21 protein-coding genes are annotated in these 24619 nt (G+C 57.5%); 9 read left to right on the top strand and 12 right to left on the bottom strand.

What is annotated here, in order from left to right; all coding sequences use genetic code 11:
- Window positions 1–231: 231 nt before the first annotated feature.
- Entirely contained in the window at window positions 232–1686 is a 1455-nt protein-coding gene (locus tag F7R90_RS04150) for a ParB N-terminal domain-containing protein (RefSeq protein ID WP_158056014.1), read from the top strand.
- Window positions 1687–1694: 8 nt separating this feature from the next.
- Window positions 1695–2492 (top strand): HNH endonuclease, encoded by a 798-nt coding sequence (locus F7R90_RS04145; RefSeq protein ID WP_158056013.1) that lies wholly within the window; start codon window positions 1695–1697, stop codon window positions 2490–2492.
- Window positions 2493–2639: 147 nt separating this feature from the next.
- Here F7R90_RS04145 and F7R90_RS04140 read toward each other — a convergent pair whose 3' ends face one another.
- Together F7R90_RS04140 and F7R90_RS04135 are read right to left on the bottom strand one after the other, a co-directional pair.
- Entirely contained in the window at window positions 2640–3344 is a 705-nt protein-coding gene (locus F7R90_RS04140; protein WP_158056012.1) for a hypothetical protein, read from the bottom strand.
- Between the two features lie 2 nt (window positions 3345–3346).
- Window positions 3347–5548 (bottom strand): queuine tRNA-ribosyltransferase tRNA-guanine transglycosylase, encoded by a 2202-nt coding sequence (locus F7R90_RS04135; protein ID WP_158056011.1) that lies wholly within the window; start codon window positions 5546–5548, stop codon window positions 3347–3349.
- A 116-nt stretch (window positions 5549–5664) separates the two neighbouring features.
- Here F7R90_RS04135 and F7R90_RS04130 point away from each other — a divergent pair, with 116 nt between their 5' ends.
- Window positions 5665–5928 (top strand): hypothetical protein, encoded by a 264-nt coding sequence (locus F7R90_RS04130; RefSeq protein WP_158056010.1) that lies wholly within the window; start codon window positions 5665–5667, stop codon window positions 5926–5928.
- Window positions 5929–5949: 21 nt separating this feature from the next.
- Here the strand turns inward: F7R90_RS04130 and F7R90_RS04125 are convergent, their stop codons facing one another.
- The 3 genes from F7R90_RS04125 to F7R90_RS04115 all read right to left on the bottom strand — a co-directional run bounded on the left by F7R90_RS04125 (window position 5950) and on the right by F7R90_RS04115 (window position 8448).
- A complete protein-coding gene (locus F7R90_RS04125) occupies window positions 5950–6642 on the bottom strand; it encodes an HNH endonuclease signature motif containing protein (RefSeq protein WP_192498395.1) in 693 nt (230 codons plus the stop codon).
- Between the two features lie 125 nt (window positions 6643–6767).
- Window positions 6768–7514 (bottom strand): hypothetical protein, encoded by a 747-nt coding sequence (locus F7R90_RS04120; protein ID WP_158056008.1) that lies wholly within the window; start codon window positions 7512–7514, stop codon window positions 6768–6770.
- A 229-nt stretch (window positions 7515–7743) separates the two neighbouring features.
- Window positions 7744–8448: a hypothetical protein gene (locus F7R90_RS04115; RefSeq protein ID WP_158056007.1), complete on the bottom strand. Its 705-nt coding sequence runs from the start codon at window positions 8446–8448 to the stop codon at window positions 7744–7746.
- Window positions 8449–8528: 80 nt separating this feature from the next.
- On the opposite strand from F7R90_RS04115, the gene F7R90_RS22040 reads away from it, so the two are divergent.
- A complete protein-coding gene (locus F7R90_RS22040) occupies window positions 8529–8681 on the top strand; it encodes a hypothetical protein (protein ID WP_192498394.1) in 153 nt (50 codons plus the stop codon).
- A 477-nt stretch (window positions 8682–9158) separates the two neighbouring features.
- Here the strand turns inward: F7R90_RS22040 and F7R90_RS04110 are convergent, their stop codons facing one another.
- The 5 genes from F7R90_RS04110 to F7R90_RS04100 form a co-directional block, all read right to left on the bottom strand.
- The gene (locus F7R90_RS04110; protein ID WP_158056006.1) at window positions 9159–10436 is read right to left on the bottom strand and encodes a site-specific integrase; all 1278 of its coding nucleotides are present in this window, start codon (window positions 10434–10436) and stop codon (window positions 9159–9161) included.
- A gap of 154 nt (window positions 10437–10590) precedes the next feature.
- Entirely contained in the window at window positions 10591–10740 is a 150-nt protein-coding gene (locus F7R90_RS22035; RefSeq protein WP_192498393.1) for a hypothetical protein, read from the bottom strand.
- Between the two features lie 20 nt (window positions 10741–10760).
- Window positions 10761–10937, bottom strand: a complete 177-nt coding sequence (locus F7R90_RS22030; RefSeq protein ID WP_449272371.1) for a DUF7576 family protein — start codon at window positions 10935–10937, stop codon at window positions 10761–10763.
- A gap of 8 nt (window positions 10938–10945) precedes the next feature.
- A complete protein-coding gene (locus F7R90_RS04105; protein WP_158056005.1) occupies window positions 10946–11224 on the bottom strand; it encodes a HalOD1 output domain-containing protein in 279 nt (92 codons plus the stop codon).
- Window positions 11225–11308: 84 nt separating this feature from the next.
- The gene (locus tag F7R90_RS04100; RefSeq protein WP_158056004.1) at window positions 11309–16321 is read right to left on the bottom strand and encodes a PAS domain S-box protein; all 5013 of its coding nucleotides are present in this window, start codon (window positions 16319–16321) and stop codon (window positions 11309–11311) included.
- A gap of 279 nt (window positions 16322–16600) precedes the next feature.
- On the opposite strand from F7R90_RS04100, the gene F7R90_RS04095 reads away from it, so the two are divergent.
- The 5 genes from F7R90_RS04095 (at window position 16601) to F7R90_RS04075 (ending at window position 20813) form a co-directional block, all read left to right on the top strand.
- Window positions 16601–17104 carry a hypothetical protein gene (locus tag F7R90_RS04095; protein WP_225741257.1) on the top strand — a complete coding sequence of 168 codons (504 nt, stop codon included), beginning with the start codon at window positions 16601–16603 and terminating at the stop codon, window positions 17102–17104.
- A gap of 248 nt (window positions 17105–17352) precedes the next feature.
- Complete coding sequence (locus F7R90_RS04090) at window positions 17353–18210, top strand: DUF4129 domain-containing protein (protein ID WP_158056003.1); 858 nt, start codon at window positions 17353–17355, stop codon at window positions 18208–18210.
- Window positions 18210–18800, top strand: a complete 591-nt coding sequence (locus tag F7R90_RS04085; RefSeq protein ID WP_158056002.1) for a DUF7269 family protein — start codon at window positions 18210–18212, stop codon at window positions 18798–18800. The genes F7R90_RS04090 and F7R90_RS04085 overlap by 1 nt, the downstream gene beginning before the upstream one ends.
- Window positions 18797–20065, top strand: coding sequence for a DUF58 domain-containing protein (locus F7R90_RS04080; protein ID WP_158056001.1), 1269 nt, complete (start codon window positions 18797–18799; stop codon window positions 20063–20065). The genes F7R90_RS04085 and F7R90_RS04080 overlap by 4 nt, the downstream gene beginning before the upstream one ends.
- Before the next feature lie 28 nt (window positions 20066–20093).
- Window positions 20094–20813 carry a DUF7519 family protein gene (locus F7R90_RS04075; protein WP_158056000.1) on the top strand — a complete coding sequence of 240 codons (720 nt, stop codon included), beginning with the start codon at window positions 20094–20096 and terminating at the stop codon, window positions 20811–20813.
- A 461-nt stretch (window positions 20814–21274) separates the two neighbouring features.
- Here the strand turns inward: F7R90_RS04075 and F7R90_RS04070 are convergent, their stop codons facing one another.
- Window positions 21275–22225, bottom strand: a complete 951-nt coding sequence (locus F7R90_RS04070) for an AAA family ATPase (protein ID WP_158058829.1) — start codon at window positions 22223–22225, stop codon at window positions 21275–21277.
- Window positions 22226–22277: 52 nt separating this feature from the next.
- Window positions 22278–24596, bottom strand: coding sequence for an amino acid permease (locus tag F7R90_RS04065; protein WP_158055999.1), 2319 nt, complete (start codon window positions 24594–24596; stop codon window positions 22278–22280).
- Window positions 24597–24619: the final 23 nt, after the last annotated feature.

Raw genomic sequence — 24619 nt, 5'->3', positions numbered from 1 at the left:
GTTCTACGCCGATGTACGGGATGATTCTGATGAAATCCCCAATCGGAGATAGTTTGACGAAGCAATGTTGAATACACAGCGCGTATTCAAAGTCCTCTGGTGGTCAGTCAATGAAAGCTATAGCGATAGATACCTCGTTGAACGAATATCAGCAGAAGAGGTAAACTAGACTGTGACAAGTGAGTGCGATGAGCAATGTTTTTAACTCTTTCTTGAGAAACAATCACTCAGATGACTTCCGAGGAAACGCAAACGGGCGACGACTCTACTTACTCCTATCAAGGAATAAAAGTCCAGCAAAAAACCGGAGGAAACATCTCTTCACCACCCCTCTATATGACGAATGTCAAAGCCGCTGAATTGCTTAAATGGGCAGACGTCCCAAGGAAAAAGGCTGATTTTCTTGCTGGCTATCAACGAGACTTAAATGAGAATCGGCTTGACAATATCAAAGAGTATCTAGAGAAATCGGATAATAATATCATTCCTGGAGCCATCCTTGTCGCTGCTGATTCCGATTCTGTTGAAGTCTCGGACAGAGGCGAAACCGTTGAGATTGAAATTAAGAATGAAGAGAAGAGTACAGGGAAACTTATAGAACAAACATATAACGAATTTTATGGCCGACTAGGGGTAGATGAGAAGAAATTCGTTGATGATGGGTCAGATTTGGAAGAGGATCTGGATATGGACGAAGAGGAAGGCCCACCGTCCTCATATTTGGCAGAAATCACTGCTGAGTTAAAACAAGCCAACGAAAATATCAATAATCTTGATGACACTAGGAAGGAAGCAATCATCGATTACGTAAAGGGTGTTTCTAGACCTGGTAAAATCCTCGACGGCCAACACCGAGTGTTTGGGGCAAAAGAAGTGGCTGATTTCGATGTTCAGTTCCCCATTGTCCTAATGCCGGGCATGGATGAAGCTGAGCAAGTCTACCATTTCTACGTTGTGAACAACAAAGCCAAACCTCTACGACCACGCGAACTGAGAGCGACTATCTCTACTTCTTTGTCAAATGAAGAAATCAAGGACCTATATCAACGATTCCGGACAGCAGGTGTAAGAGCGGAAGAGGCTCAACTTACTTGGCGGATGCATACTGATGAAGACTCTCCGTTTAAGGGTCTTGTCGACTTCGGTTTTGAGGAGAGCCAAGGCTTCTTAAAAGAAAACGTTGCCTTCCAACTTGTCACGAAATTCGTCAAAATGGACGTAAAATACAGGGATAATCGTTTTAGTCAACTCTATGCTGACATTGCGGAATGGGAGGAAGAAGGCGGAGAAGAAGGCTATGATTATCGTCTCTCTACATTCTATGCTTTCTGGGAAGGTGTTAAAGGCACCTACAACGATACTTGGGAAAATACTGTCAAAAGTGAAGGCGGACAACTTTTCCAAAAAGTGGCATTACTAAAACTACAAGAATTAGTATTGGAGCGATTACGGTCGACTGATCGAACGTATCGTGACTTCGATCGAGATCCATTGTTTAAGAACCACGAGAATTTGAAGGACGGCGTCGAAAGTGTTCTAGACGACCTCCCCGAACGATTCTTCACCGAAGAGTGGAAGGAATCCGGGCTGGACACATCTGATGGCCGTGAATATTTCAAAGAACAAATGGAGAAAGCGATGGCCGGTGCTCAGATAGGGAAGTTGGGCCTCTTTCGCGAATCATAATTTAAGGAATGCAAGATTCCATTGATATTCTCTTCTATCGTCTCCTTTTCGGTGATCGAAAGGATCTGAAGGAGATTGATGACCGTGATAAGGAACACGCAATTAAAAAAGCAATAGATGTAGTTGGGTCAGAAGCGCAATTAAATAAAAAGGAGATCTACGAATTTAGACTACGCCTTGCTATGCATCTGTGCCCAGCAGAAGCAATTGATTATAAAAAAACAAATCCTCTTCCTCGCCATGAGATAATTCGAGATTATCTAACTAACGAGTTAGGATATGACCGTAATATTGTTGATAGATTGTCAAGAGACCTTCATAATATACTTGACTCATGGGATGCACAGCGCGGTACAGTCGCTCATCAAAAAGACACACTCCTAACGGACCAAGAATATCGGTGCGCGAATTGTCACATATCATTCCGTGGAACAAAATTCACAGGAGATTGTATACGAGAACTTGGTCCAGATAAGCCAATACCTCACATTGATCACATCGAGCCTGTATCAAGTTTTGGCACTAATGACCCTGATAATCTTCAAATTTTATGTTCGTTTTGTAATCGTGGTAAGGGAAGGGGTTTGGGTGTAGATGTGAAGAAGGAAATGAAATATGCGGCATCAAACATCACAGATATTCCAGAGAAACATAGAATGGAAGTTTACTATTACGTCATAAATTCTAATGATAGTGAGTGTGCTATTTGCGGGGGAAAAGATTGTTTCTTAACAATAAGAAAGGTACAAGATGGTGGTGGATTCGCAAGATCGAATTTGGAAGCGATTTGTCTTGATTGTATCTAGGCCACGGTCTAGTTAGCATTGTTTGAGAAGTAAGCAGATTGTGTGGTTTGTCGGATGAAATTTGCGAACCTGCTCAGACCTTCAGACACGGCTACTGTTGAATGTTGGCAGTTCGAATGGACGGCGAGCGCCCTAATGGTCGTCGTATCAAGTGAATTCCCCAAATCCGGATTGTGACGACTGCTCTGATCTACAATACTCTGCTATTTCTGCAACGTCAGTAATCTCGTCCGAGCCTAGTTCACGTGCTAAATTCTTGAGATAGACCCCTTTCAATGCAACTACGATAGTTCCGAATCGCTCTGCATCTTCGGTCCGGGCTGGGATAGAAACTACGTTCTGGAACATCTCTGCAGTCTCTTCGTTGTTAAACACGATAGCCATGGTATCCTTGGCTAACTGCTCTAATGTAGCCTCTAGCTCGATACTCCGATAATAATCACTGCCGAGAGCGAAATACACTAGATCGTAGGAAGAGTCCGACTGTAAGAGATCACGAATATCGGATGGAATATCGAGTTGTTCTGCCCGAGAATCGATTTCGGAGTTGGACATCTCTGAGAACGTCACTTCATAGGGGGGAAGTGAATCTCGCTCGTGGACAACACCGAAGCCAGCACTAACGTAATACCGAGCTACGTCGTGACCGTTTCTCTCCAGCATTTGGACCGCTTCATCGATTTTCTGCTGTTGCCGCCCATCGTACAACTCCCGAGCTTCGATTCCGAGAGTATCATCCCGCTCCAGGAGTTCCGACAGAGAATTCTCATCGAGAACGTCTTCCCCGAACTCCGTCAGTTCGTTTGGATACTTCTTCGACCCGGAACACTGGTCAATAATCAGGATTCGCATAGTTAGAACTCTCCCAACCCAGCTTGTACTGCTCGTTTTGGCACAAATTCGGCTTCATAGCCAAGACGGTCTAGTACTGCTTTCCGAATGGCATCGCTCGATTCGTACAGATGGACCGTACAACCTCTGTCCTCTATCTGTTCGACGTCTGAATTAGAAATACGTTTCTCAGGGTCATAGAGATACAAATTCTGGTATCGAGCGCAGCGTTCGGACATGGATTCTGCCATTTCACGAGACGTGAACGATACTGTGTCTGGCGTATCTTTCCACCATTCACGGAAACCGTTGGCAGTCAACACCCCGAGTTCTGCTACCGGAAGATCGTGAGTTTCTGTCCAGAACTCAGAATGCTCTTCGGTGAGATAATCCTCGACTGTCGGCTCGTCAGTGAGTGTGTCTGTCGCGGGGGCTGCGACCAAGAGTTTCGGGAGATCATCTTCAAATTCATCGTAGAACCGTCTCGTGTTGTGGAATCCACGTCGACGATTACGGTTGTTCGCTCGGAACACCGCCACTTCGATCCCTAAATTCTCGCAAATAGGGCAATCACAGTCGTGCCACGGTTCGGTCCGGAGTAGTTCTTCGTAGGCATCTAAATACTCCTCGTCGTCAATTACATCCGCCGTGACGTAGTTCTCGACTACTCGTTGAATCTGTTCGAAGGTAGCAACTTCACCCTCATGGTCTTCCAACTCTGTGACTACGTCGAGCGATTTCGGGAACTCTTCGAAAATCGCTCTGGCTGTTTCAACCAGGGACTCATACTCTTCGAGTGGATCGTCTGTCTCGGAAGCTCGAAGTAGCTTGACGATCCGTCGCCGGAATTTTCGACTAAAGTTCGCCCGGAGTGCACGACCGAATTCGTAGTCGTCACGGAACTCGTCCTCAATGTCTCGAAGGAGTCGATAGTCGTACTTCTCACCAAGGTCGTGCTGTTCTATGTATGGTAGAAGACCATCGAGAGCCTGCTCTGCCGTCGCACGCCATTCACTAATCGCGTCGGATATTGACGCGTCAGCGTCGAATGCTCGAAGCGCGTGGAGCAACTCTTGGCCGCGAAGTGCTTTTTCGATCCCTTCTTTCAGAGTATCTCGATTCGTCCCAAAGCGGACGCGAAGTGCGTCGTATCGGTGGTCGCTGTCGAGATGGTAGTTATCTCCGCCGGTCCAAGCGGATCTGAGCATACTCGCGCTGTCAAAACTCGTCATTCCGGTTCGACCGACCGACTCGAAGGCATTGGTCTTCGCGAATCCGAAAACGTGAGTGTCAACTCGAGTCCCTCGCGAACGTTCATGCCTTTTCACGGTATTTCCCACGGCAGTGACGATGTCACGAACATCGTCAACCGGACTCCCCGCAACACCACCGATTCCGACGTACTGGTAGTCGTGTTCAAGGACTTCAAGCGTTGCTTTCGCATACGAGTCGGCGTCCCATCCTTGAATAGCTACCATCAACCGGAATGAGTAGTCTCCACTATCGTAGAGTTCCTTCATCTCTCCGGCGTTTTTCAAGGTCAAATCGTATCGGAATCGCGTATCATCGTCGCGGAAGACTGCTCGTGGGTCATCTTCCAACGCTGCGATGATCTCCGACGGACTTCCGTCGAAGACGGATTTACTAAACGGTATAACCGAATCTACATCCGAAATCGACTCTTCATAGTCGGCAACGTATTCGGGCCATTCTTCAGGCCACTCATCAACCATTACGTCAACTTCGTTGGTCAGCGATTCCGGAAGGTCAGACTGAGTGATTTTGCTGTCTTTGAAGGCTCGCTTGTCCAAGTACAGACGGCCTTCTTTTCCGGAACCGAGAACGAGATGATCAATAGTCACCCCGACAGTGACGTCCATCTTTTCGTAGAAATCCAGCATCTCGCTGTTTCCGTACGGCGGGAACGGGAGAGATTTGTACCCCCAAGCACCGCAGTCGCTGATCGTAGGGAGCCAATCGGGTATATGAAGTCGAGAATCGGGATGGTACACTCCGTACTTTGTTAGATTATCGAGCTTGCTCTGACTTTCCTCTACTTGCTCGCGTGAAATGAGAACTCCGTCAATCGGGGTCGTCTCGTAGTCGAAAATGTCCCAGATGTACTGGAGTTCGCGCTCTTCCGTCCCCAAGGTAGAGTGTTCGTCATGAATGAAATCGTAGTTGGCATCGACATTGTCGTCCCATTCAGGAACATAGAAACGCACGTATATCAGTCACCATTCCTGATTTACGCATACCACCATATCAATCTCAAGGTATTCGGTCGTCTGTGTGAGCGACCACCGTCAAACATATAGATACGGATAGAGTTCTACCCACTATGCCGCGTGTCTCCGAAGGAACAAAACTCACGCAGGTAGAACACATTCTGGCTAGTGGATCTGCGACACTCGATTTTGCGGTGAAAGGAGAGAATAATTACTACACTTGGGAAGGGCCAGAAAATGCAGATTGGACGGCGGAAAACGTACTTCGAGTCGAAAACGATGATGAAGACCGGTTGATTCTGTTTCCGGAAAACGAGTACTTCACTTGTGAAGTCGAACACGACAGCAACGGTGTGGAAATTGTTCGCTGTAAATAGCAGTCTAAGTGGGTCAATACCCTAATTATTCGCCCACTCCCAAAACTGGGCGACTGAGTCGTAGATGACTCCTCCACCTGCTGGGTTACCATCATGAGACTCTTTATGACATCGTACACATAGCGGTGCGAGATTGTCGTTATCGGACGTACCACCTTCGACTACGGTTTCGATGTGGTGAATGACGATTTCGTCTTCATTCCGGTTACCACACTTTACGCATCCGGAGTCGTACTCTTTGAGTATCTGCTCTCGGTGGGGACCCGTCACTTGAGCATCCTTCCGCTTCTGTGACCAGTTTTTCTCTCGGACCATTTCTCTCTCGTCGTCCCAGTAGAAACGATGAGTGTACTGCGATACACACCCGATGTACTCGTCAATACTACGCTTATTCCAACGGATCGCTTCGTAGAAAACGTGGATTTTCTCTTCGTATGTTGCCTCTTGAGGCGCGAGAGATACGATTTCGTAATACACGTCGTCAAGTGCCGACTTTGCGTCTTCTAATTCAGCAGTCAATTCTTGGTACTCTTGGCTTCGGCGAATCTCTTCTACGATACGGCTTTTTATACTGGAATGTTGGTCGTTATCCCAAAATTTTGCTGCTTCGAGACTGGATAGACTGAATTCCCCAGGATAGTCTGTCGCAGCGGCACTCCGCCGTCGAGTCTCCGTTGCGGTATATTCCTCAACTTCTCTTTCTAACTCTTCCACGCGAGCACGCCGTTTCCGTTCTTTACTACGAAGTTTTTCTACTTGCTGACCCGGTGCCATAACACGGGCTCGTTATCCAGTCTTGTAAACTTCGTTGCCGGTAGCGTGAAAATTCGTCGAGGCTATCAGGACAACCACTTACGATCGAGTTCGGCAAGCGGAGTGATGTCGCTCACAGCGTAGTCGTGGAGTGCTCGCTTCAGTTCTTGACACTCGGTGGACTCTCGTTTCCCGTCGCTGATCAAGTCAACGTACGTTTTACCGAAAATGGGAACCTGCTTATTCGTAAGGTACGGTTCGTCTTCCTGCCTTTTTGCTTCGAGTATCAATTCCTGATTTAAATCATAGTCATCATGGTTGATTGTGGGGTTTTCGGTGCCAGCGACATCGCAGGCGTCGTCAAGCGATACGAGGTCACGCCATTCTTCGAGTCCAAGTGGTTCTCGACATCGTTCGACGGCGGTGGGCATTAAGTCGATGTGATTGTCGAGAAGTGCCCGAACTTTCGGCGTCACCTCACTACCTTCTTCGTCGTCCTCGATTCTAACTGCCCAGTTCTCGAAGTGGATACAATCGAAGCCGTCCCCATTGTGGGTTACTACTCGATCGATTGGTCCCTGTCTATCACAGAATTCGAACAATCGTTCGTACAAGCCGAGATCGTGTTCTGACCCCCACGGGCCGTTTCGAAAGAAGGTGTCGGTGACGAGGTCTGTCTTCGAATCCTCTTCGTCCGGTCGATAACCGACTGCGAAGATGGTCGGTTCGAAGAACTTCGTTTTCTCGAAGTCACCAAATTCTTGGGGTTCTCGAAACGGACTCGCAGTTTCGATGTCGAAGTATAATGTTCCCATTACAACTCCTTTCTTCACACTCCAACACGAAAAACCTTCGTTTGAATAACACTTAGAGAAATCCAAGGAATATCTTGGATTTTATAACCCGAACCAGACCGCGAGAAGCCCAATACATTACCTGTGGTTGTTGGTCTAAGAAGCGAATTCAAGGGAAAGTCCCTATGAGATACTTCTACTGTTAGCCTGCTTGTTCTAGAAGAAATTTCGTTCCCCCAATACCAAGCCAGAGGAATCCGGTTATTATCTACGAATCTTTCTCATCTTCGTCGTTGCTGCTGGCGTTTTTACTAAATGGAGGCTGATGCCACGACCCCTCCAACGAGTTGATGTCTGCTCCGTCTAATTTGCCCTCACGAACCAAGACGCCAATTTCTGCAGGAGTGAGTTGGTGCCCTTTTCCTTCTTTGAAACGTTTGTAAATGCCCCCTACGTCGGGATTATACTCAATATCAATTGAGGCATCGACGTCTATAGCTTCACCTGCCCATCTTCCGCTTTCGTCGATGTTTGAACCGAAATAGACGCCATTCTCGATAATGTCTTCTAATCGATCTGCGTCTTGGTCTAGTCCGAGATATGTGAATGCTACCATTCCTGCGAGACTATCTTTGAGTCGATTGTCGCCCATCTCTTCGAAGATTTTCGTGCGCTCTCGCTCGTCTAGCAGCACCCACAGTAAAATGAAATCTTCAAGTCCATTCGTAATCCGCTCACGGATTTCTTGACGGCGGTTCGCCTCAGATTGTGCGTGCTTGTACTCCTTCTCTCCACACAGGTAGTCTCGGTCTGCTTCCGAGAGAATTCCGCGCGGTCGGTCGTTATCGAATGTTTCGGCTGGAGTGATTTTCTCCCCCTTTGGCAGTGATCCCTCTGCAGCATCGATTTCATCCCCTGCTTTTTGTGTGCCGGAGAACAGTTCCGTAGGGTCGATGTCATTTTCTTCATTCATGATAAGTCTAATTCTGCCTACGAGTAGTTAGTTCTTCGCTCGAAATATATTTACCGATGCGGTACGTCGGTGTAATTCGAATGGTGCAATCGACTGACTCGCGGATTCCCGTTTCGCGTTCGACGCGCCGAACGCTCAAGGCACAGAAACGCGGCGGGGAGACGTACGACGAACTGCTCCAGAAGATGGTCCGACAGTACGACCCCGACGATTCGCCGGACTGCGACGAATAGAGCAGTCGCTGTTGGAGTATTGTTCGACACCGACGACCACCCCGTCCAAAGGTAACGGTCGCCGGTGTCTGAAACAGCGGAACGGACCGAGAAAGCCCGTAAACCGCGTTCCTCTCTGGGTTCGCAGTCCTGAAAACAGTTTCGGGGAAGTAGCCTGAGGCCGTTCGCGGATTGGCTTCTCGGTGTAGATACACCAGAAGACAGATGGACAATACACAATTGCCCACCAATACTCACCGCATCGAAGAGCACGTCAAACGCCACCTCTACCTCGGGAAGAACAGTTCTTCTATCGCTGCGTCGGGGGGTGACCGACGTGACTGAAATCGACGACTACGAGACTCCGTCAGAAGCTATTGAAGAGAACCGACGTAGTCTCGAGCGACTGGCGAAATCCGATTTACCGGTTGCGAGATACGCGCGACAACTACTCGATGCAGTTGACGAAGGGGCCATCGGTGATTACGAATGACTGCGTCAGCAGTCGGTCACCGCGCTCCGAAGCGCGGGAAACTCGTGGAGCAGTTGGCGGACCTGCTGTACTTCCTCGACCAACTCGTCAGTGCGTGCCGCCGACTCGAAGAACTCGTCTTCTTGTCGCTGTACCGCATTTCGAGCGTCATCGGTGACCGGACTCCCGCACGTTGGACAGAACCGCGCCTCGGGACCGACTTTCTCCCGACAGTTCGTACACGTCTTCGGCGTAGGTGGGTTGGTTCCGACTTCCGGTTCGTCGATGAAGCCTGCTTCCGCGCGCAGTCGTTCGTTGCGCTCTTCGTCGGAAGTATGGTCGTATCGCTCGAGCATGCGCTCATCGGCCCATCCCGCGATGTGCATTATCTCTTGGGGGCTGTGACCTGCTCTCGACAAGCGGGTCAGTGCGGTATGGCGGAAAGTGTGCGGAGTCACGCGCTTGTCGATGTCCGTCCGTCTTCGACACTCTCGAAGCATGTCTCGGATTCTATCTGCAGCGACTGCACTCTCTTGTGGGTTCTCGTGGTCGTACCCACGAAGAACGTGCCAAAGCGGTGCTTCGGGGCGGGTGTCGACGTGATGCTGGTTGATATACGCTCGAAGTTCCGCTCGGCTATACAGGATAGGGTAATTCTTGTCTGGCGCGCCCTTGTGCCCGCGTCCATCGGGATTCGGCGTGAACGTCGGACGATTAGTATCGAGATCGTGGATGTCCCCGACTCGAAGCTGAGACGCCAGCGAAATGCGAGCACCGGTGTCGGCCAAGAATTGGATCAATGCTCGGTCTCTCGGGTTCCGAGCCTTTTCCTTCAACTTTTCGACCTCGGACGGTTCCAGCATCTGGTCCTCGCCAACACGATCGGTTTGTTGGGACGGCAGTTCGATACGCTCCGCGAACTCGTAGTCACCGTAGTCGGGGTCATCGTCCAACCAGTCGAAGAACACTCGAAGAGCACGTTTGTAGCCGAAAATTCCCCCACCGTCCGGGTCCAGTCCGTATCCACCCCGATTCTTTGGTGTCGTCAACGCCGAAAGCAACTTTCGGACGCCTTTCATGTCCATCTCGCGGAGTGGCGTCTCTGCACGTTTGGACGCCATTCGAAGGTTCGTGAGATCGTTAATCAGCGTATTCGGCGCACAGTTTTCGACGCTCCGGCGGTGGAGTTCGACGAATTCTCGGATCGCTTCGCGGTCCCTCTCGTCGATTTCGGCTTCTTCGAGGAGTTCCCACTGCCTTTCGAGTTTTCCCGTGACGTTGTTGGTATCGTTTATGTTCGTCATAATCGGGTTAACGCAGGCCAGATATTAGTTAGTTTTGGACGAACATGCGCGAGATGTTCGGCGGATAATTCGGGTCCGTTTTCGAAATCGTTCACGCCGTAATCCCCGTGAGCGACGGCTACCTTAGATCACAAGAACGACGCTGAAAAACCGCTCACTCCTCGACAGCTACTGACATGTCTGATTCTAACCACGCGTCGTCGTTGTCGGGGTCGAACAACAGCGTAATTCTGGCCGACCCGTGGACGTAGTCGGTCGAGAGGACGACTGATTCGGGAGTGTACTTGGTTTGTTTGGGAGTCATATTGGGGGTAGTCAGTTCGGTTATGGGGAGTCTGGGGTCCAGTCGTCGCGGCAGTCCTCGTCGCAGAACGAGTACAGTTGCACCTCGCTATCGACAGTCCGCGTGACGACCGGATACCACTGAGACGTGTCTATTTCGTCGCCGCAGTTGGTGCAACGGTCGTCGTTCGTCATGGCGAGTCGCTCCTCCGTGGGCATAGCGTCGGTCACGCGAGTTGGTTCGGCGTCGCGCTGACGGTCTCGTCGGTGACTTCGACGGTACAATCGGCAATCGAGAACGTGACCTGACCACCGACCCGTGGCGTGCCGTCGGTCTGCACGCCGAAGAGTCGGTCCAGCGCGTCGGGGTCTACGACGTCGTACAGCGTCACGCCGAGGTCTGTCGGTTCCGCACCGACACAGATGCTGATGGCTTCGACGACGAGTTCGCTCACCGTCGCGTCCGCACGGGAGAGGCGAACGGTATCGGGCGGTTTCGTGGTCATAGTCTACGTCTCTCTCAACGTACTGGTAGAGAATAGCACTTCTCTCACGGTAGCTAGCCTCCCGAACGGTGGGGGGCTAGATAACTAGCTTCCGTAGAGCAACTCGAACAGTTTCCGCTCGCCGCCCCGGAGGTGGTTGGCGAACGTCGGTTGCGTGATGCCCAGCACTGCCGCGACTTCTTCGCCGGTCGATTGTCGTGGCGTGTCGAAGTAGCCGCTCAGATAGGCCGTCTGGAGGACTTCGTGCTGGCGGTCGGTCATCGCGGCGTCCACGTCGTCGCGGAAGGTTTCGCGCGTCTGGAGCGAGCGTTCGTGGTCGCGCCGCGCCGCGAGTTCCGTCTCGGGGTATCGGACGCGGAGCGCTTCGACGAACGAGCGCACGTCCACGGCCCGCGAGAGTTCGACCACGACGCGCGTCTGGTCGCCGTCGGTCTCGATTTCGTGGGGGACGGCACCGTGGTCGCTGAGAACGGTCGCCAGCAGGGGGCCATCGACAGTCATCTCGAAGAGACTGCTCTCTTCGCGGTCGGAGACGACCCGAATCGACGAGACGACGACTGACGACTCGGCCGCCGCGATTACGCTATCGACCGAGGCATCTGCCACCGAGAAGAACAGTCGCTCGCCGTTGACGCCGGGGACCAGTCCTTCGAATCGGGTCACACCGCCGGTCTCTCGGGCGAGACGCGCAAGCGGGTCGGCCGCCCGCGGAATCCGGAGGTCGAGTTCGACCACGTCGTCGGTCAGCAGTCCCTGCTTTGCCTCGGCGGCGTCGATGGCGTGCGCGATAGTGTCGCCGAGTTCCGCGAAGACCGTTTGGAACATCGGGTCGAAGCCGTCGGCGCGAGTCGCGTAGACGCTCAGCACGCCGTACACTAACTCGTCGTAGACGAGTGGCACGCTGATGACCGACTGGAAGCCACGCGAGAGGGCCTCGCTGCGCCACGGTTCGCTCCGCAAGCCGTCGGCGACGTTCTCGACCACGGTCGGTTCGCGGGTCCGTAACGTATTGGTTGCCGGTTCGTCGGAGCAGGTCGCGCTGTCGAGGTAGCCGAGTTCGTTCCCGGCCCACGTGCGCGGTTCGACGCCGCCGTCTGTCTGTTCGCCGATCCATGCGAACGAGAAGCGGTCGCTCGCGGTAAGTTGTTCACAGACGGCCTGCTCGATGTCGGCGCGACTACTCTCGAACACGAGGACGCGCTCGACCCGGCGGAGTTGTTCCGTGATTTCGTTCAGTTGTTCGAGGCGACTGGCTTGCTGTTGTAGTTCCCACTGGTGGTCCTTGATAGCCTGCTCGCGGGCGACCCGGTCTAACGACGTCTCTGCAGTCGTCGCGAACAGGTCCACGAGTTCGGCCGTCTGCTCGTCGAAGAATCCGACTTCTGGCGAGATGACCGTCAACACGCCGTGGTTTCCGAGTGGGATGTACAGGCCGCTTCGAATCGAGGTGTTCTCGTTGGCGACGTCTTCAGAGTCGCGCACGTCGTCGAACGAGGCCGTCTCGCCCGTGACGAACGTGTTCCAAACGATGCTCGACTCCGGGCCGAACGCCGGAGGTTCGCCGACGAGTAATGGCACGTCTTCGGAGTGTGCGACCGGTCGGAGCAGAGTCTCGTCCTCGTCGAAGAGGTAGACGACGACACCGGTCAAGTCGAGGATTTCGTCGCTGCCTTCGACCACTTTGGTCGCAACGTCGTCGTCGGTTCTGGCGTGTAGCAGGTCTCTGCTGGACCGGTGGAGTGCGGCCAGTGCGTCCTCGTACTGTGCGCGCTCGGTGATGTCGAGACCGACGCCGATGACTCGGACGACTTCGTCGCCGTCGAAGATGGGCCGACACCAGTTCTCGAAGGTGAGTCCCCGCCGTTCGGCGACGGCGTGGACCGACTCCCCGCCGAGTGCCCGTTTGTGGGCGTCCACGAGTCGTTCGTCGTCCGCACAGGTCTCGAAGACGGACTGGCCGACGAATTCGCCCGTTTCGAGGCCGAGTGCGTCGAGTCCTGCACCCTCTAGGAGCGTGTACTGCCCGTCGCTGTCGAGGGCGTACACCAACAGCGGCGCGTTCTCGACCACCGATTCGAGTCGTTCGGCCCACGACGTGAGTTCGCGTTCGTGTTCGATGCGGTCGAGTGCGGCTTCCGCCGTCGCGGCCAGTAGTTCGGCCAAACGGCGGGCACTCTCGTCGAACACTCCCGGCTCCTGAGCGCCGCTTGCGAGAACGCCGTAGTCGCCGAGCGGGACGAACATGCCACTCTTCGAGGGGTACGACTCGTCGTACAACTCGGGCGAGTCGTGGATGTCCTCGAACACGGTCGGCTCCCGCGTCTCGTAGACGGTGCCGACGATGCTTCCCTCGATAGGGACCGTCGGTGGGTCTTCGAGTTCCTCGGCGACCCCTGTCGCGGCCATCGTGGGCCTGAGGACGCCCGCTTCTTCGTCGGGGACGTAGATGCAGGTGAACGGGAGGTCGGCCACGTCGTCGGCGGCGTCGAGCACCTCCTGATACACGTCCGCTCTCGTCTGGACGCCCAAGAGCTTCTGGGCGGTGCCGTGGAGTGCCGTGAGCGCGTCTTCGTATCTGCGGCGGTCGGTGATGTCGAACGCGACGCCGACCACGCGCTCGATGTCGCCGTCCTCGCCGAAGATGGGGCGAACGGTGTTGTCGAAGACGAGGTCCTGAACTGCCACGGTTCGCTGGACCGTCTCACCTGCGAGGGCGCGTTCGTGCAGGTCGGTGATTTCGGGATACGATTCGTACACGTCGAAGACCGACTGGCCGACGACTTCGCCTCGTTCGACGCCGAGTCTGTCGAGACCCGCCCCCTCCGAGAGCGTGAAGATGCCGTCCGGGTCGAGCGTGTAGACGACGAGCGGACCGCTGTCGATGAGCGACTCCAATCGCTCGGTCCTGTCCTCCAGTTCGCGCTCGTAGACGACGCGCTCGGAGACGTCGCGGGTGACCCCGACAGAGCCGACGTACTCGTCGTCGGTCTCTAGGAGCGCGATTCGTGCTTCCACGGGAAGTCGAGTCCCGCCCGCACGAAGCATCTCGTCGGCAACGACGCCGACCTCTCGGTCGCCATCGCGGAGTTGGTCGCGTAACGCCCGACCCTTCTCGAATGCACTGGAGTCGGCGACGAGCGAAAGATCGTTGCCCAGCAACTCCTCGTAGTCGTACCCCGTCATCTCGACGAACGCGTCGTTGACCATCGTGAACCGTAACTGCGGGTCGAGTGCGTAGATGCCGTCGCTCGCAGTCTCGACGATGGTCTCGTACTGTTCGAGGTCTCGTTCGCGCTCTTTCTGTTCGGTCACGTCGCGGAGAACACCGACGAATCTGTCGGAGCAACCGTCTTCGTTGTGGTGGACGTTGCCTCTCGATTCTATCCATCGCCGAGTGCCGTCTTCTCGGGTGATACGGTACTCGACCGAGAGCGTCTCGTCGGCTTCGAGTGCCTGTTCTGTCGCTCGCTGGAGCGGGGTTCGGTCCTCGGGGTGGACGTAGTCGAGAAAGGCGTCGTAGGTCTCCTCGAAGGTGCCGGGTTCCAGTCCGAAGATACGTTCTACCGTCTCGTCCCAGACGATCTCGTCCGTTCCGACGTCGCGCTCCCAGACACCGGTCTCGGTCCCTGCGAGTGCGAGTTCCAACCGCTCTTTCGTCTCCCCGAGTTCCCGCTCGCGCGCTTTCCGTTCGGTGATGTCCCGGGAGTAGATTGACAGTCCTGCTTCGGAGGGGTAGACGCTGATTTCGGTCCACTTGTCCCACCGAGGCGCGTACGACTGGAACGTACTCGCCTCTTGGGTCTCCATCGCCTCGACGAATCGGGTGTACGCGACGTTCTCGCGCAACTCTGGGAAAACGTCTAGGATGTTCTCGCCGACGATTTCGTCGCTGGAGACGCCGAGTCGGTGTTCCATCTCGTCGTTCCAGTAGACGACCCGCCAGTCGGGCGTGAGCGCGTAGAAGCCGTCCGTGATACGGTCTGTGATTTCGTCGAGTTCGGCCTCCAACTGCTTGCGCTCGCTCACGTCGCGGACGACGCCGACCGTTCCGGTCAACTCGCCATCGACCGGGAACGGGGTCAACTGTACTTCGAAGTCGAGGGCCGCCCCGCCGACTCTGTGTTCGACCTCGACGGTTTCGCTCTCGCCCGGCGACATCTCGTTTCGCATCTCCTGTGCCCGGCGCATGGTCTCGTCGCCGACGAGTAGCGAGAGGTCGGCGTCCAACAACTCCAATCTGGTGTGGCCGACCAACTTGACGAACGCGTCGTTGACGAGGACGAAGTTTGCCTCCTCGTCGAGCACGCAGACGCCGTCGGTGATGGTGTCGAGGATCCGCTCGTACTGTTCGAGTTCGGACTCGCGGCGCTTCTGTTCGGTCACGTCACGTGAGTAGATGGTCACGCCAGAGGGAGACGGATAGATTTGAGTCTCGAAACAGCGGTCGATTTTGTCGAGATGGTCGATAATTTCTACGCGCTGTTGGGTATCGAACGCACGATTCACCGCTTCGTAGACACAGAGATCAGTCGCGTCGGGAAACGCCTCCCAGACGACGGTCCCGACGAGTTCCTCCGGGTTCGAACTACCCCATTCCCGAGCTAACTCGCGTGCCCCCTGATTGAGATACGTGTATCGACACTCCTCGTCGAGCGCCCAGACGGTGTCGCTCACCCGGTCGAGCGTCGCTTCTTTCTCTCGCTCTACCGCCCGCTTGTCGGCTTCGAGCTGTTTTTGCTCGGTCACGTCGCGGACGTGGACCGACAGTCCTTCCGGAGAGGGGAAGAGCCGAACTTCGAACCACGACTCCGTGGGGTCGTACGCCTCCTCGAACGTGACCGGTTGCTGGGTCTCCATCGCCTCGTCCCCACGCTCGTACAGTTCGGTCTCTTTCAGTTCGGGGAGGACGTCCCAGAGTACCTCGCCGAGTAAGTCGTCGCTCGATAGCCCGACGTTTTGGCGACTCATCTCGTCGCCCACGGCGTTGACGTACACGTATCGCCACTCGTCGTCGAAGGCGAACACCGCGTCGGTGGTCCGGTCGAGGATGCTCGTGAGGTGGGCCGCGCCACCCCACGAAGGGTCAGAAGTTGTCATGCTGGCTGTTCACTCGAATTACAGAGCTAGAGGTGTGGAACGTATTAACGTTTCCCGGGAGACTCCCCGAATCGACAGGCTGCACGGGGTCTCTACGAGAGACAGTGTCGCTCCACGAAACCAGCTATCAGTGCAATTGCTCTAAGCAGTGTCAGTACGACCCTCACGTCCGAACGTCTCTCCTCGAAACCCTCACGAGGCGTGGGACTGTTCAATCAGCGTGGAACGTCGGCGTCTTCCTCGTTCGCCGACAACGCGATATAAGTTGGTCGCCGGCGTGTGACAGATATTCACATGACCGTCGAAGAGACTGCCACCGCACGACCGACGAAGACCCGAACGTGGACCGCCGGCGTCGTCGCGGGCCTCGTCGCTGGCGTCGGCATGGGCCTCGTCCTCCAGTTCGGTGCCGACGCGATGCCACTCGTCGGCGCGCTCTTCGGACTGCCGACGGTACTGGGCGGGTGGTTGGTCCACCTCGTGACCAGCGTCTTCTTCGCGCTCCTGTTCGCTGGCGTCGTCTCCAGTCCATTACTCTCCGGCTACACCGGAACGGTCGGCGGAACGACAGGCTTAGGCGTCCTCTACGGTGCCGGTCTCGGAGTGTTCACCGGTGGGTTCCTCTTGCCGCTCTGGCTGAACGCGGTCCGTGCGGAGGCGCTACCGGTCCCGTTGTTGCCGCTCCCGACCGGTTTCGGCGAGTTCGTCTTGCCCGTGGTCCTCGCACTCGCGCACCTCGTCTACGGACTACTGCTCGGTGCGACGTTCGCCCTCGCTCGTTGAGTTTCCGCATTCGTTCTCCGAGTTTCAGTTTCGCCCATCGATTCTCGTTTTCGCCCGCGAGTTTCGATTCCCCTTATCTCGCGAGAACAGTAAGAATTCTAACCTAAGCCCCGGCTTAAACGCCGAAAATATGGCTCTTGGCCGTTCTGTGTGGGTTTCTTCCCGCCGAATCCATTACTCGCTGAATAACTAAACGACCGAGTGGACTACCGCACAACATCGAGCGCTCTCACGCGCACACGTGACTCATGAATGATATGCTCGTCTCGGTCGCTGTCGGTCTGCTATGCATCGCCGCGGTCGGTATGTCGGCGACGACGCTCGACTCGTCCGTCTCGACCGAACCCGACGACATCATCAGCCACGAACAGTTCCCCATCAGCAGGGAGGACGCGGCGGAACTGAAAAGAGAGGTCAAGTCCGACGGGACGAACGACCAACAGGGCAACGACCAACAGAGTGAACAGAGCCAGAAGAAGGTGGCGAGCGAGAACGGCGACAAGGAGGCGAACAAGCAGACTGACGGCCAGAGTCAGACCAGAAAGCAGCCAGAGCAAAAGCAGGTGAACGAACAGGTTAGCGTGCAGAAAGAGAGTCTGATAGACCGTCTCATCGACTTCCTGAAGAAGTGGGGCCCGATACTGCTCGTCGTCGCGCTCGTCGTGGGACTGGCGTACCGCTATCGAGAGCGACTGCTCGCACTAGCCGCGGCGCTCGTGCCACAGGGCAGTGACAGCGACGACGACTCTGGTCCCGACAGACCGTGGAAAGACGTAGACCCCCGCGACGAAATCTCGCGAGCGTGGTTGGCCATCGCCCGCCGGACGAACGTCGATAGCCCACGAGCGAAGACCACGTCAGAATACGCCGACGCAGCCGTCGAACAGGGACTGGACCCCGACGCCGTCGAGACGGTCACCCGCGAGTTCGAAGAAGTTCGGTACCGCGGTGCCGAAGTCACCGAAGAGCGAGAGCGCCGCGCGAAAGAGAGTCGCCAGGAATTGGACAACACCAGCGAAGACGGAATCAGCGGCAACTCTGACGCGAGAAATCGCGACAGACGCTTCGGAGGAAATCGAGACAGCCCCGCCGGAGGTGACGACTGATGAAATTCGTTCGCTACGCACTCGGTCTGGTCGGTAGTGCCGTCGCGCTCTTAGCATTCGCGTCGGTACTGGGGACGCCAATCCCGCTTCCGGTCGATGCGGCCGTCTCGGCGGTGGGCAACGACTACCAGTTCGTCGTCGCATTCGGCATTGCGGCGGGCGTGGTCGTCCTCGGAGTACTCGGCCAGCGAACCGTCGAGGGCGTCTCTCAATCGACGCCGCCCGCTCCCGAGCGAGTCACCTCCGGACCCGCGCCCGGTGCCGAGTACGACCAGTACGCCGAGAGTGGCCTGAGCATTCGGGAGCGACTGTTCGGCGACGGCGGCGAGGAAGTCCGTGCCGAACTGCGCGAAACCGCGGTGAAGACGACGATGCGCACCGAGGACTGCGACCGTGAGACCGCAATCGAACGCGTCGAGTCGGGGTCGTGGACCGACGACGAGACTGCCGCCGCGTTCGTCGGCGGTTCGGTCAGCACCGGCGTCGGCGCGAGAATCGGTGGGGCGCTCCGCGGCGAGAGCGGGTTCCAGCGCGGAATTCGCAGGACTGCGGACGCAATCGACCGCAAGGCCGAGGAGGTGCGCCGATGACGACGACCCGAAAGACCGACCGCTGGCGGGGCGTCGTCGCGGCGGCACTGTTCGCGGGATTCGTCGGTCTCGTCGGCAAGCGCCCGCTGGCGCTCCTCTCGGCCGTCGTCGCCGTCGCGTTCGCGGTGTATCCGCGTGTCTCGCCGACGCTCCCGGTGGAGTTGGACATCGAGCGGAGCGTCGAAGAGCAACCAGACAGCGAGGGACCTGCCGACGATGGCGAAGTCGAGGTGACCGTGACGATTCGAAACGTGGGCGACCGAACCCTCCCCGACGTGCGAATCATCGACGGCGTGCCGCCGATGCTCTCTGTCGTGGACGGGACTGCGCGCCACGCAGCGACCCTGCGCCCCGGCAAGACGACCACCTTCAGCTACACCGTCAACACGAACCACGGCCGCCACCAGTTCGACCCCGCGACCGTCCTCGCCCGCGACTGGAGCGGCGCGACGGAAGTCGAGACGACGGTCGCCACGGAGACGGAAATCGACTGCACCGACGGCGTGCCGGACGTGCCGCTCCGCCAGCAGACCACCGACCGCGTCGGCCCGATGCCGACCGACTCCGGCGGTGCAGGCATCGAGTTCTACCGGACGCGCAACTACCAGCACGGCGACCCGATGAGTCGCATCGACTGGAACCGACTGGCCAGTTCGGGCGAACTGACGACCGTGGACTTCCGGAAAGAGCGGGCGACCTCGGTCGTCGTCTGTCTCGACGCCAGACGGTCGGCTTACCGGGCGAACGAGGACGAACCACACGCCGTAGCCCACGGCGTCGCGGCCGCCGAGAACATCGTCACGGCGCTGTTGGAGTCGCGCGAACAGGTCGGTCTCGCGGCAATCGGCGAGGAGTTCTGCTGGCACCCGCCGGGAGCGGGGGCCGACCACGGCACGCGAATCCGTAACTCGCTGGCGACTCATCCCGCGCTCTCGGCGATTCCGCCCGAGGAGGACCCCGCAATCGAACCACAGGTGACCGAACTGAAGAAACGACTCGCGTCGGACACGCAACTCATCGTGATTTCCCCGCTCGCCGACTCGTTCACGACGAAGACCGCGCTCGAACTGGAAGCGGCGGGGACGGCCGTCACGGTCGTCAGCCCGGACGTGACCGACGGAGAGACGCCCGGCGGGAAGATAGCCCGCGCCCAGCGGGAGAACGAGATTCACTCGCTGCGGCGTGCTGGCGTGCAGGTCGTGGACTGGAACCCCGACGAGCAACTCGGCTCTGCCATCGCGGCGACGAAACGGAGGCACGCATGACAATCGAAATTGGAGGAGGGAGCCACGCATGAGTAGCGAAGTACGAACCGTTCCGGACTCCGCGACCAAGGTGACCCACCGACCGACGGCGCTCGGGTCGATGCTGTCGGTCGTGGCGGCAGTCGCGACGGTGCGCTTGGTCGCGCCGAGTTCGTCTCAGTTCACGCCGCTGGCGGCCGTCGCAGGTGCGGCGGTCGTCTTCGCAGTCGGGTCGGCGGTCCGCGACCGCGGCAGTTCGTTCGCCGGGTGGTCGCTCGTCCTCGTCGGCGTCGTGGCCGCGCTCGGCGCGGTCGGCTACTCGGTCGTCGCACCGCCGACCTTCGCGCAGAAAATCGTCCTCCTCCCGGGCGTCCTCGGCGTCGCGTTCGTCGCGGTGTCGTTCGTTCCGCTCCGCACAGGCTGGGAGCGACGCGTGCTGGCGGTCGGCATCGGGTGGTTGCTCGCCAGCGTCATGATGGCCGCGGTAATGAACGAGGCGACCAAGATGGGGATGCTCGGAGGGATGGCCGCCGCGATTCTCTCGTGGGACGCTGGCAAGCAGGCCATTAGCCTCGGCGAGCAGGTCGGTAGGGAAGCCGAGACGAAGATGGTCTCGGTGGTTCATAGCTTGGCGAGTAGCGTCGTCGCGGCGCTGGCAGTCGGGGCGTCGATTTGGCTCTACGATTTGAACGTGACCGGCGTCTCGCTGGCGGGGTTGGCGTTGCTATTGGGTGCGGCGATTACGCTCGCGATTGCGCTGTACAATTAGAGTGTCCGTTGTTTTTGTTGTGTTCTTCTGGCGCGCGCTGGCGCGACCTCGTGTCGCGCCAAACCCGTGCGAGGTCTTGGCGAACGACTGTGAGCCAAGGCTCGAAAGACAAGCGAAGTCTCCAGGAACGAAGTGACTGAAGGCTCGATGGACGCAAAGCGTCCATCGGTGCGTAGTCTTTCGGTGGATGAACGAACGGACGTGAGCGAATCGGCTGGGGAGGGTGTGGCTGGTGCGGTGCTGTGCGGTCTCTCCTCGGTTTCGGGAGTAGCTAGCGTCACTGCGTTCGTCGTCACTAGGCGACAGTCAGGACAACCGCAGTTCCTTCTTCGAAAGTCCCACCCTTCAGATAATTCACTGGCCGTTTCCGGTGGTTTGGTTCACCGAGCGCATCCGGTCGCTTGTCGCCTGCACACAACTCCACAAAAATCACACCGGGACGAAACCCCGAGAAAAGCCGCCTAGTTCACCGTCGGCACTTCCACGTCTTCCAGCACGTTCTCGACGATAGTCTTCTTCTTCACGTTGTCCACCTTCGCGTCCGGCGTCAGCACGAGTCGGTGAGCGAGTCCCGGTTTGGCGACTCGCTTCACGTCGTCCGGCGTGACGTAGTCCCGGCCGTCGAGGGCCGCGCGGGCGCGGGCGACTTCCATCAGTCGCTCCGTGCCGCGGGGCGAGGCACCCGCCTTCACGCGCGGGTCGTCGCGGGTCGCCCGCGAGATAGACGTGATGTACTTGCGCACGTCGAGTGCGACATCGACTTCCTCGGGCGCGCTCTGCATGGATTCGACCGCCTTTGGCGTGCAGACCGTCTCGGCACTCGGCGTTCGCGCGGTTCGGGAGACGCGCCGGTTCAGGATTTCGAGTTCGCCGTCGGCGTCGGGATAGCCGAGGTTCGTCTTGATGATGAAGCGGTCTTTCTGGGCTTCCGGGAGCGGGAAGGTCCCCTCCTGCTCGACGGGGTTCTGCGTGGCGAGGACGAAGAAGGGGTCCGGCAAGTCGTGCGTCTCGCCGTCTACCGTCACCTGCCCCTCGCCCATGGCCTCCAGCAGTGCCGACTGGGTCTTCGGTGGCGCACGATTAATCTCGTCCGCGAGGACGATGTTGGCGAAGATGGGGCCTTCGTTGAACTCGAAGGAACGGTCTTGCTCGTTGAACACGTGCGTGCCGGTCACGTCCGCCGGAAGCAAGTCCGGCGTGAACTGGATACGGGAAAAGGAGAGTCCGAGCGCCGACGCGAAACTCCGCGCGGTCAGGGTCTTACCGGTGCCCGGCACGTCTTCGAGCAGGACGTGCCCACGGGCGAGAAAGCCGGTCAGAACGGTCTCCAGCACGTCTTCGTCTGCGATGACCGCGTTCGACACCTCGGTCAACACGTCGGTACAGCGACTACTCGCTTCGCTCGCCTCCATCGACATGCACGAACGAACGACCCGAACCCCCTTTTTTATGAACCGACTAACGTCAGGTGAGCAACTTCCGGGCGTATCGGTGAACTGGGAACAACGCTTCGTGGAGTCGCCCGGGAAGTCCCGTCGGGCGCGCGTAGACGAGGACCGGGACGCCGGCTTCCGCCGCCCGCTTGACGACGCGGTCCGGCGTCGAACCGAACACCCAGCGTTTGAGCAGGCGAGTCCGCGACGCGCCAACGACGAGCGGACCACCGTTGGCCAGCGCCGTCTCGACTAGTCCGTCCGCGACGTTGTCTGACTCGATTTCGTGCGTCTCGACCGAAATCCCTGCAGGAAGGCTATCGAGCGTGTCTTCGGCCGTCTCTGGCGTGCCGCCCCGGTGGCCCGGCGTCACGTCGATGACGTGGACGTTCGCACCCGCTCGGCCGAGTTCGCCGACGAGCGACAGCAGTGCCTCGTGGTGAGGGCCACCACCAGCGCCGACGTTGACCGTGTCGATGCGCTCGGCGTCGGCAGGTTCGAAGCCTTGCGAGTACACCACGTCGCAGGGCGCGTTGTACTCTACGTCCTCGGCGATTTCGTAGTGTTCCTCGGGATAGCCCATCACGACGAGGTCCGCGTCGTCGTCGCGGGCAGTCTGGACGATATCGAAGCCAACGTCGCGACAGACGTGCCCTTCGACGGTGTACTCGACGTCGAGGTCGGTCTCGACCAGCGAATCGAGCAGTCGGTCGGCCCGCTTCTCGGCGTCCTCCTCGACGCTGTCGTAGGAGGTCTGCTCGGGAATGTGCGTCACGTTGACCACTTGGAGAATCGGGTTCTCGCCGTGGACCTTCGCTAGCGCCGCCGCCAGTCGGACGTGACTGGGCGCGCGGTCGGGGCGTGCGACCGGAACGAGGACGCGGAATCGCTCTTCAGACTTCGTGTCGGCGGTTCGCTGGTCTCCACCGGTGCCGTCTCCGCTCTCGTCGCCGCCGTTCGGCCGTATCGGCTGATGGCGCGGCACGGCCTGCTGGATGAGTTCGTCTACGTCCGGCGCGCCGCCCCACGCGAGGTAGCCGCCGACGAGGACGACTTCGACTCCCAGTCCGACGGCGATGCCTTTCGGTGGGAGTCGGGAGATGAGCGCGACGTTGGCGATGATACCGAGTATCGGAATCCACGGCGAGAACGGTACCTTCAGTGGCCGTTCGATGTCGGGCAGTCGCCGCCGAGAGACAATGAGCGCGACGTTGACGACTGCCAGCGGCGCGAGCAGGTTGAGGTTGGCGAAGCCAGTGAGTGCGTTCAAGCCGAGGTGAACGACCCCGAGTCCGCCCTCTGCGGGAAACAGACCGATGAATACGGCGACGAGTGTGACGATAGTTCCCGTCGTCGCCACGACGCTCCAGAACGGCGTGCCGTACTCGGAGTGGATGCGACTGAGTCGGCGGGGCGCTTGGCCCTGTCGCCCCATCAGCGACCCGATTCCGGACGCCGCGAGGATGGAGGCGTTCGACGCCGAGACCATGCTGAAGATAGCTCCGGCGACGATGAGCCACTTGCCGAAACTACCGAGGAATGCGGCGGCGACCTTCCCCATCGCCGTCTCGCCCTGTTGGGCGACCACCTCGGGCGGAATCGGTGAGTTCACCATCGCCACGATGACGAATATGTAGAGGACGGTGACGGTGAAGATGCTGGCCGCGATGGCCTTCGGCACCGTCTCTTTCGGTTCGATAATCTCCCCGGCACTGGCGGCGATAGCCGAGAATCCGAAGAAGGTGATGAACGCTACGGCGGCGATGGAGATGATGCCGCCCGCGTCGGTTGAGAACTCCGAACTGAACGTGGTAGTAGCCTCTGTGGGTCCCGCCCACGCGAACGCGCCCCCGATGAAGACGAGGAGGACGGCGACCTTCGCGGCGGTCACGAGAACCTGAAACGTCCCGCTCTCTTCGGTCCCCTTCGCGTTGAGGTAGCCGAGCAAAATTGCGGTAATAGCCGCAATAACGCCGTGGGGAACCGACAGTCCGTGCGGGAGGATGAACTGGTGGAACCACTCGCCCATGGTCGCCAGATAGAACGCGGTCGTCGCACAGTAGCCCAAGAACAGCGAGGCTCCGACCGCGAAGAGCAGTTTGTCGTTTTCGAACGTCCGGGAGGAGAACAGATAGCCGCCGCCGTTCTCGCTGTATATCGAGGCGAACTCCGAGTACGAAGCGGCCGTGATGCCAGCGATGACGGCGGCGATGACGAACGAGATGACTGCACTGGAACCGACCGCCGCGACCGCGGTTCCAGACAGCGAGAAGATACCCGCGGCTATCATCGTGCCCAGACCGAGCGCGAACGCGACGCGGAAGCCCAACGTACGAGTGTGTTCGGCCATCCCCAGAAGCTACCAGATTCACG

Origin of the sequence: Halorussus halophilus, from assembly GCF_008831545.1 — an archaeon.
In the GTDB taxonomy this organism is placed as follows: domain Archaea; phylum Halobacteriota; class Halobacteria; order Halobacteriales; family Haladaptataceae; genus Halorussus; species Halorussus halophilus.
The sequence above is the reverse complement of the archived record's forward strand: the minus strand, read 5'-3'. Positions and strand labels throughout refer to the sequence as shown.